The following is a 1403-nucleotide window of genomic DNA, read 5'->3' as shown; positions in this document are numbered from 1 at the left end:
AATCAGTCGATGATTTACGAAGGGAAAGCCATCCGGGTCCAGGCCCTGGGGGATGGCATTGTCGAGATGCAGTTCGACCTCGAGGGCGACTCCGTCAATAAATTCAACCGCATCACGCTGAACGAATTCCGCCAGGCGGTGGATGCGCTGCAGGCGGAGACCTCACTCAAGGGCGTGCTGGTCAGCAGCGGCAAGGGCATGTTCATCGTCGGCGCCGACATCACCGAGTTCATCGAGTTGTTCCGCGCCCCCGAAGAGGAGCTGAGTGGCTGGTGCCTGGAGATCAACCGGATCTTCTCGGATTTCGAGGACCTGCCGGTGCCGACTGTGGTTGCGATCAACGGCATGGCCCTCGGCGGCGGTTTCGAGATGTGCCTGGCCTGCGACTTCCGGGTGATGGGCGAGTCGGCCAAGGTGGGCCTGCCGGAGGTCAAGCTGGGGATCCACCCGGGCTTCGGCGGCACCGTGCGCCTGCCGCGGCTGATCGGCAGTGATAACGCCATCGAGTGGATCGCCGCCGGCAAGGAAAACGGCGCGGCAGAGGCACTGAAGGTGGGCGCGGTGGATGCCGTGGTCGCCGACGAAAGGCTGCGCGAGGCGGCCCTCGACCTGGTGAAGCGGGCGGCCACCGGCGAGCTGGACTTCCAGAGCCGCCGCCAGCCGAAGCTGGAGCCGCTCAAGCTCGGCAACATCGAGCAGATGATGGCCTTCGAGAGCGCCAAGGCCTACGTGGCCGCCCAGGCCGGCCCGCACTATCCGGCGCCCCTGGCCGCGGTGAAGACCATCCAGAAGGCCGCCAACTGCGCGCGCGAGGCGGCGCTGGAGATCGAGGTCGGCGGCTTCGTCAAGCTGGCCGCCACCACGGTGGCGCAGAGTCTGGTCGGGCTGTTCCTCAACGAGCAGGAGCTCAAGCGCAAGGCCAGGAAGTACGACAAGGACGCCCGCGAGGTGAAGCTGGCGGCGGTGCTCGGTGCCGGCATCATGGGTGGCGGCATCGCCTACCAGTCGGCGCTCAAGGGCACGCCGATCCTGATGAAGGACATCCGCGAGGAGTCCATCCGCCAGGGACTGGCCGAAGCCGACAAGCAGCTCGGCAAGCGGGTGGAGAAGGGCCGCATGACGGTGCAGCAGATGGCCGAGGTGCTCAACGGCATCCGCCCGACCCTGTCCTACGGCGATTTCCGCCAGGTCGACCTGGTCATCGAGGCGGTGGTCGAGAAGCTCGAGGTCAAGCAGGCGGTGCTGGCCGAAGTGGAGGAGCAGGTGCCGGAGGATTCGGTGATCGCCTCCAACACCTCGACCATCTCCATCGGCCTGCTGGCCGGCTCGCTCAAGCATCCGCAGCGCTTCTGCGGCATGCACTTCTTCAACCCGGTGCCGCTGATGCCGCTGGTGGAGGTCAT

General features: G+C 66.3%; 1 protein-coding gene. It reads left to right on the top strand.

The genetic code is table 11. From position 1 onward, the window contains the following. Positions 1 to 9: 9 nt before the first annotated feature. Positions 10 to 1403: 3-hydroxyacyl-CoA dehydrogenase NAD-binding domain-containing protein (locus ACYVD0_RS12885; protein WP_460427172.1), on the top strand; the 1394-nt coding region annotated here is incomplete at its 3' end.

The organism is Azotobacter armeniacus (assembly GCF_054779355.1).
The sequence above is the reverse complement of the archived record's forward strand: the minus strand, read 5'-3'. Positions and strand labels throughout refer to the sequence as shown.